8 protein-coding genes are annotated in these 6805 nt (G+C 75.4%); 3 read left to right on the forward strand and 5 right to left on the reverse strand.

Annotated features, from left to right (window positions below; all coding sequences use genetic code 11):
- The first annotated feature begins 6 nt into the window (after positions 1-6).
- From B0E53_RS12265 to B0E53_RS12275, 3 genes are all read left to right on the forward strand, one after another.
- The gene (locus tag B0E53_RS12265; protein ID WP_107076183.1) at positions 7-1014 is read left to right on the forward strand and encodes a LacI family DNA-binding transcriptional regulator; all 1008 of its coding nucleotides are present in this window, start codon (positions 7-9) and stop codon (positions 1012-1014) included.
- Positions 1015-1099: 85 nt separating this feature from the next.
- A complete protein-coding gene (locus tag B0E53_RS12270; RefSeq protein WP_107076178.1) occupies positions 1100-1507 on the forward strand; it encodes a RidA family protein in 408 nt (135 codons plus the stop codon).
- A 41-nt stretch (positions 1508-1548) separates the two neighbouring features.
- The gene (locus tag B0E53_RS12275; protein WP_107076179.1) at positions 1549-2454 is read left to right on the forward strand and encodes a GNAT family N-acetyltransferase; all 906 of its coding nucleotides are present in this window, start codon (positions 1549-1551) and stop codon (positions 2452-2454) included.
- Here the strand turns inward: B0E53_RS12275 and B0E53_RS12280 are convergent.
- From B0E53_RS12280 to B0E53_RS12300, 5 genes are all read right to left on the reverse strand, one after another.
- Positions 2451-2966, reverse strand: a complete 516-nt coding sequence (locus tag B0E53_RS12280) for an O-acetyl-ADP-ribose deacetylase (protein WP_107076180.1) — start codon at positions 2964-2966, stop codon at positions 2451-2453. The two genes, B0E53_RS12275 and B0E53_RS12280, sit on opposite strands and share 4 nt — an antisense overlap.
- Before the next feature lies 1 nt (position 2967).
- Entirely contained in the window at positions 2968-3762 is a 795-nt protein-coding gene (locus B0E53_RS12285; RefSeq protein ID WP_107076181.1) for an EI24 domain-containing protein, read from the reverse strand.
- 24 nt (positions 3763-3786) lie between these two features.
- Positions 3787-4431, reverse strand: a complete 645-nt coding sequence (locus B0E53_RS12290) for a response regulator transcription factor (RefSeq protein WP_107076182.1) — start codon at positions 4429-4431, stop codon at positions 3787-3789.
- The gene (locus tag B0E53_RS12295) at positions 4419-5636 is read right to left on the reverse strand and encodes a sensor histidine kinase (RefSeq protein ID WP_246835364.1); all 1218 of its coding nucleotides are present in this window, start codon (positions 5634-5636) and stop codon (positions 4419-4421) included. Before B0E53_RS12295 ends, B0E53_RS12290 begins: the two co-directional genes overlap by 13 nt.
- A gap of 68 nt (positions 5637-5704) precedes the next feature.
- The coding region (locus B0E53_RS12300) for an ABC transporter permease (protein ID WP_146167652.1) at positions 5705-6805 on the reverse strand (1101 nt) is incomplete at its 5' end.

The raw sequence follows: 6805 nt of genomic DNA on the forward strand, positions 1-6805 counted from the left end.
ACGGGGATGACGACGGCACAGCGGCCGACCCTGGAGGCGGTGGCCAGACGGGCCGGCGTGTCCCGGGCCACGGTCTCCCGGGTGGTGAACGGCTCCACCACGGTCGCCGAGCCGATCCAGCAGGCGGTCCGCCGGGCGGTCGAGGAACTGGGGTACGTCCCGAACCTCGCCGCCCGCAGCCTGGTCACCCAGCGCACCGACTCGGTCGCGCTGGTCATGCCCGAGGCGGCCACCCGGGTCTTCTCCGACGACCAGGTCTTCCCGGGGATCATCCGCGGCGCGGCCCAGGAGCTGGAGGCGGCGGACAAGCAGCTCGTGCTGATGCTGGCCGGCTCGCCGGCCGGGCACGAACGGGTCGAGCGGTACACCACCGGGCGGCACGTCGACGGGGTACTCTTCGCCTCGCTGCACGGCGAGGACCCGCTCCCCGGGCGGCTGGCCCGGCTCGGCATCCCGGTGGTGTGCAGCGGCCGCCCGCTGGACGGCGCCGAGGTGCCCTACGTCGACGTGGACCACGTCGGCGGGGTGGCCGAGGCGGTCCGCCACCTGATCGGGAACGGTCGGCGGCGGATCGCCACCATCGCCGGGCCCCAGGACATGGTCGCCGGCATCGAACGGCTCATCGGCTACCGGGAGACGGTCGCCGCGGCCGGCCTGCCGGAGCTGGTCGCGTACGGCGACTTCACCCGGGAGTCCGGCACGGCGGCCATGCGGCAGCTGCTCGCCGCCGACCCGGAGCTGGACGCGGTCTTCGCGGCGTCCGACCTGATGGCGCACGCCGCGCTGCGCACCCTGCGGGAGGCCGGCCGACGGGTGCCGGACGACGTCGCGGTGATCGGGTTCGACGACATCGAGACGGCGGCGTACACCGAGCCGCCGCTGACCACCGTGAAGCAGCCGATAGTGGAGCTGGGGCGGGCCATGACCCGGCAACTGCTCCGGATCGCCGCGGGCGAGCAGGTCGAGCAGACCCTCATGCTCCCCACCGAGTTGGTCGTCCGCGAGTCGGCGTAACCGACGGCCACCACGAGGTGGGCGTAGAGCGGAGCCGCCGGGTATTGCGTCGCGGGGCCGGGGCGTGCGGCGCTAGGGTCGCGCGATGACCGGCACCCTGCGCCTGATCCGCACGCCCCAGCTCTCCGACGTCGCCGAGTACGCGTACGCGGCCGAGGTCGTGCCGCCCGCGCGGCTGATCTTCACGGCCGGGGCCTGCCCGCTGGACGCCGAGGGGCGGACCGTCGCGCCCGGCGACCCCGCCGCCCAGGCCCGGCAGGTGATGGCCAACCTGGAGACGGCGCTGGCCGCCGCCGGCGCCGGGCTCGCCGACGTCGTCAAGACCACGGTCTACGTGGCCAGCGGTGACCGCACCGACCTGGTGACCGTCTGGCAGGTCGTCCGGGACGCGTTCGGCGACCACGATCCACCCAGCACGCTGCTCGGAGTGGCCGTGCTCGGCTACCCGGAACAGCTCGTGGAGGTCGAGGCGGTGGCCGCCCGGCCCCGATAATCCCGTCGCCGGTGGCGGGCGACCGCTCTAGGGTCGGCCGGATGACCGAGAACCTGATCCGGCCCGCCCGCCCCGAGGACGCCCCCGGTGTCGTGGCGCTGCGCGGCGTCGTCCACCCGTACCTGGTGCGCGGCGTCGAGTCGACCCGACGCATGATCGCCCAGCCGCCGCCCGGTGAGGACTGGGCGGCCTGGGTGGCCGAGGCGGACGGGCAGGTGGTCGGCTGGGTGTCGGCGTACCGCAACATCCAGACCTCGGCGGCGAACGTCGGGGAGATCTCGACCCTGCACGTCCACCCGGCGCACCGGCTCCGGGGAGTCGGCACGGCCCTCCTGGACGCCGCGCTCGCCCACCTGCGCCTGCTCGGCGCGAAGCGGCTGCTCACCTGGTCCCAGCCCGGCTCCCTGCCGTTCGCCCGCCGGCACGGCTTCACAGCGAGTCGGGAACTGCGCTACTCCGCGCTCGACCTCCGGCCCGCGCCGCCGATGCCCGAGCCGCCGCCCGGCGTACGACTGGTGTCGGCCGCCGACGTGGACCCGCGCGAGGTCCACCGGGTGGACGCCGAGTCGTCGCTGGACGAGCCGGGCGACGTACCCACCGACGCGCTCGGCTACGACATCTGGCACCACGAGGTCTGGGACAACCTGGGGCTGGACCGGGACGCCAGCACGCTGGCCGAGGTGGACGGCAGGCTGGTCGCCGTCAGCCTGGTCAAGAGGGACGGCGACCGGATGTGGTCGGACTTCACCGGCACCGTCCCGCAGCACCGGGGCCGGGGGCTGGCCCGGCTGGCGAAGCAGGCCGCGCTGCACCGGGCGGCGACATCGGGGGTACGCACCGCGTACACCTCGAACGACGAGGCGAACGCGCCGATGCTGGCGGTCAACGCCCGGCTCGGCTACCGGCCGGTGGCCAGCCAGTGGTCCTGCCTGCGCGACCTCGACTAGCGCCCGGCGGCGACCCGGACGGCCGTCGCGTAGGTGTCGGCGCCGAAGAGCACCAGCCGGGCCTCGCTCACGTTCACCGGGGTGGCCGCGTGCAGCACGGCCAGCGCCTGGGCCACCGCGTCCTCGACCGGCCAGCCGTAGACGCCGGCGGAGATCAGCGGGAAGGCGACGCTCAGCGCGCCCAGGTCGTCGGCTGTCCGGAGGCTGTTGGCGTAGCAGTCGCGCAGCAGCGCCGACCGGTCCTCGCGCGGGGAGAAGACCGGCCCGACGGTGTGCACCACCCAGCGGGCCGGCAGGTTGCCGGCGGTGGTGGCGACCGCCTGGCCGGTGGGCAGGCCCCGGCCGTAGCGGGAGGCGCGCAGCGCCCGGCACTCCTCCAGGATGGCCGGCCCGCCCTTGCGGTGGATCGCGCCGTCCACGCCCCCGCCGCCGAGCAGCGAGGAGTTGGCCGCGTTGACGATCGCGTCGACCTGCTGCGCGGTGATGTCCCCCTCGATCAGGACCGTCTCCATGTCACCCCTCCTCGACGACGGACTGCCCGAGCGACCGGCGGGCCAGCAGGGTGGCCCCGGCGACGGCGGCCGGCATGACCAGCACCGCGCCGAGCGGGACCAGGAAGCAGAGGAAGACCGCCACCCCGAAACCCAGGGTGGTCGGCCGGTCCGCCCGGAGCAACGACCGCCGCTCCGGCAGGCGCATGCCGCGCCGGTAGAACGGCGCGCCGACCAGCTCCAGGGCGAGGAACCAGCCGCCCACCAGGGCGCCGACCACCGGGACCACCGTCTGCCCGACCAGCGGGATGAAGCCGGCCACGAAGAGGGGTACGCCGACCAGCGCCGAGATGGCCACCAGGCGCAGCGAGTCCAGGATGCTGCGCCGCAGCGAGGCCCAGAACGGCACCTCGACGGCGCCGGGCGTGCCGCCGAGGCGCTCCTCCACCCGCTCGGAGATCTTCTCGTAGAACGGGTCGCCGACGGCCAACGTGACCGCCGTGAAGGTGAGCACCCCGAGCAGGCCGGCCAGCCCGACGACGGCCAACCCGGCCGCCACCCGGATCAGGCTGCGCCACGTCCCCGACCAGTCGTCCGCGAACGGGGTGACCAGCGCGGCCAGGTCGTCCACGAAGTACAGCAGGGCGGCGAACAGGGCCACGAAGAGCACCCCGGAGATCAGCGCCGGCACGATCCCGAGCAGCATCAGCCCCGGGCTGCGGACGTAGAGGCCGAGGCCGCGCAGCAGCAGGCCGGCGCCGGCGAGGAAACGGGTGACGGCGCCGGTCACGGGCGCGGCGAGGCGGGGTGCGTCCACGACCGGAGAGCCTAGTCCGGGGGGTCACCCGTTGAGATACGCGAGCACGGCACGTACCCGACGGTGCGCGTCGTCGGCGGGCGGCAGGTCGAGCTTGGCGAAGATGTTGGTGATGTGCTTCTCGACGCTCACCGGGGCGAGCACCAGGGCGGCGCAGATCGCCGAGTTCGACATACCCTGCGCCATCAGCCCCAGCACCTCGCGTTCCCGTGGGGTCAGCGCGTCCACGCCGGACCGTCGGCTGTTGCGCGTGAAGAGCTGGCGCACCACCTCCGGATCCATCACCGTCCCGCCGGCCGCCACCCGGTCCACCGCGTCGAGGAAGTCGTCCAGCGCGGTGACCCGGTCCTTGAGCAGGTAGCCCACCCCGCCCCGGCCGTCGGCGAGAAGTTCGGCGGCGTACGCCCGCTCGACGTACTGCGACAGGATCAGCACCCGAGCGTCCCGCCCGTCGGCCCGCAGCCGGAGCGCCGCGCGCAACCCCTCGTCCCGGAAGCCGGGCGGCAGCCGGACGTCCACCAGGGACAGTTCGGGTCGGTGCCGCTCGACGGCGTCGAGCAGTTCGTCCGCGTTGTCGACCGCGGCCACCACCTCGTGCCCGGTGTCGGTGAGCAGCCGCACCAGCCCGTCGCGGAGGAGCAGCAGGTCTTCGGCGATCACGATGCGCATGGCAGCTCCGCGTGCAGGACGGTGGGCCCGCCCGGTGGACTGGTGAGGGTCAACGCGCCGTCGAGCGCCTCGACGCGGCGGCGCAGCCCGTCCAGCCCGCTGCCCGCCAGGTCTGCGCCGCCCTTTCCGTCGTCGGTCAGGCTCACCGTCAACGTACCCGCGCCGGGAGCCAGGACGATCGTGCAACGGGACGCGTCGGCGTGCTTGGCGGCGTTCGCCAGCCCCTCCGCGACCACGAAGTAGGCCGCCGACTCCACCGCCGCCGGATGGCGCGCCTCCGGATCGCCGCACAACCTGACGTCGAGCGGGCTGTCGGCGGCGAGGGCGGCGAGGGCGGCGTGCAGGCCCCGGTCGGTGAGGATCGGCGGGTGAATCCCCCGGACCAGCCGACGAAGTTCCGCCAGTGCCTCGTCGAGCTGGGATCGAGCCAGGTCCACGTCGGACACCGCCGGGCCGCCGGCCCGCAGTTTCCGAGCCGCCAGGGCCAGGGTCATGCCGGCCGCCACGATCCGGGCCTGCGCACCGTCGTGCAGGTCGCGCTCGATCCGCCGCAGCTCGGCGGCCTGCGCGTCGACCACCCGCGCCCGGGTCTCGGCGAGCCGGGCCGCCTCGCGGACGAGACGCAGGTGCGCGCCGGGTGCCAGCAGGGCGCGCGCGCCGGACGTCACGCCCCGCGCCAGCACCCGGAGCAGCCAGGCCGCCACCGGAAGCATCAGGAGTCCGATCGCGGCGAGCGCGAACCGGCCCGGCGTGGTGGTGAACAGGGGCCGCAGTGGCCACGGGGCGTTGTCGTTCGGCACCGCCCACAGCCATCCGGGGGCGAGGACAGCAGCCACCGGCACGACGGCCAGCACCGTCCCGACCACGCCGGTGACCAGCCCGACCGGGAAGCACACCACCAGCCAGGCCAGGTCCCGCCAGGTGGCCGGCTGCCGGGCCACGGCGGCGACCCGCTCGCGCACCACACCAGGCGCGGCCGGCTCGTACGGCTCGTCCAACGGCCGGCCGAGAACCCAGCCGGCGCGGTGGCGCTCGGCGGTGGCGAGCCGGCGGGTCACCCACGTGGCGCCGAGGAACACCGGGCCACCGAGCTGGGTGACGGAGAGCAGGCCGACGGTGACCAGCGCCGCCACCGTCCAGGCGAATCCGGCGGCACCGGCCAGGATGCCGGTCGCCAGGTACGCCACGCTCCGGGCGGTCGCCATGGTCACCCGGCGGATCGTAGCGACCCGGGCCGCCGCCGGTGTGCCGGCGGCGGCCCGGGAGCGGATGGTCACCGGCCCCCGACGGCCGGCAGGTCGCGCCGCCGGAGTACGAACCGGACCGGGAGGGCACCGCCCGCCAGCCCCAGCCCGGCGACCCCGGCGAGCAGGACCAGGTACGTCGCCGGCGCCACCACCAGCCGGAACACGCCGTCCTGAGCGACACTGAACGGGACGACCACCGCGCTGGTGACCGCGACGCCCAGGACCAACCCGGCCGTCACCGTGATCAGCGCCTCCCGGTCCACCAGGCGGTGCACCTGCCGGGCGGTCGCGCCCGCCAGCCGCAGGTCCGTGAACTCCCGCCGCCGGGCGGCTGCCGAGATGGCGAACGTGTTCACCACGGCGATCGCGGTGAAGCCCAGCGAGACCACCACGAGCAGCTCCCACGCGCCCTGCTGGTTGCCGTCGTCGGTACGGGTCGCCGCCGCGGTCGGCACCACCCGCAGGTCGGGCCAGCGCTGCCGGACCCGTTCGGCCACCGCGCCGTCGGAGTGCCGCAGGGCGACCACGGTCACCAGGCCGCGCGGATCGTGGGCGGCGACCAGGCCGGCCGGCAGGGTCAGCTCGCCGAATCCGCGATGCCGGGTGTAGCGGGCCGAGAGCCGCAGGACCACCCGCTCCCCGTCGGCGAGCCAGAGCGGCACCTCGTCGCCGAGCCGCCAGCCGTACGCGTCGGCCAGGTCGGTGCTGGCCGCGAACGTCCCGTCCCCGGCCAGCGCGCCGGCCTCGACGGCCAGGTCGAGAGCGCCGTCCGCACCGGTGCGCAGCAGGCCCTGCGCGGCGTAGTCCTGGGGCTTGCCACCCTGGGCGAGCACCACGCGGGTGGGCACGGTCGCCACCGCCCCGGTGACGCCGGGCAGTGCGGCCACCCGAGCGGCGGTGTCGAGCGGCAGGCCGGTCGCGCCGGTCACCAGGGTGGTGGCCCCGGCGAGCCGCGCCGACTGCTGGTCGCCGGCCAGCCGGGCGAGCAGCTCGCCGTTGAGCAGCAGCGGCGCGTTGATCGCGAACATCAGCACCAGCGGCACGGCCACCGCGGCGGTGCGGCGGACCTCGGCGCGGGTGGTGGCGGCCGCCAGCCAGCCGGCCGCTCCGGTGCCGGCGCTGATCCG

The sequence above is a fragment of the Micromonospora sp. MH33 genome (genome assembly GCF_003013775.1).
GTDB lineage: Bacteria > Actinomycetota > Actinomycetes > Mycobacteriales > Micromonosporaceae > Micromonospora > Micromonospora fulviviridis.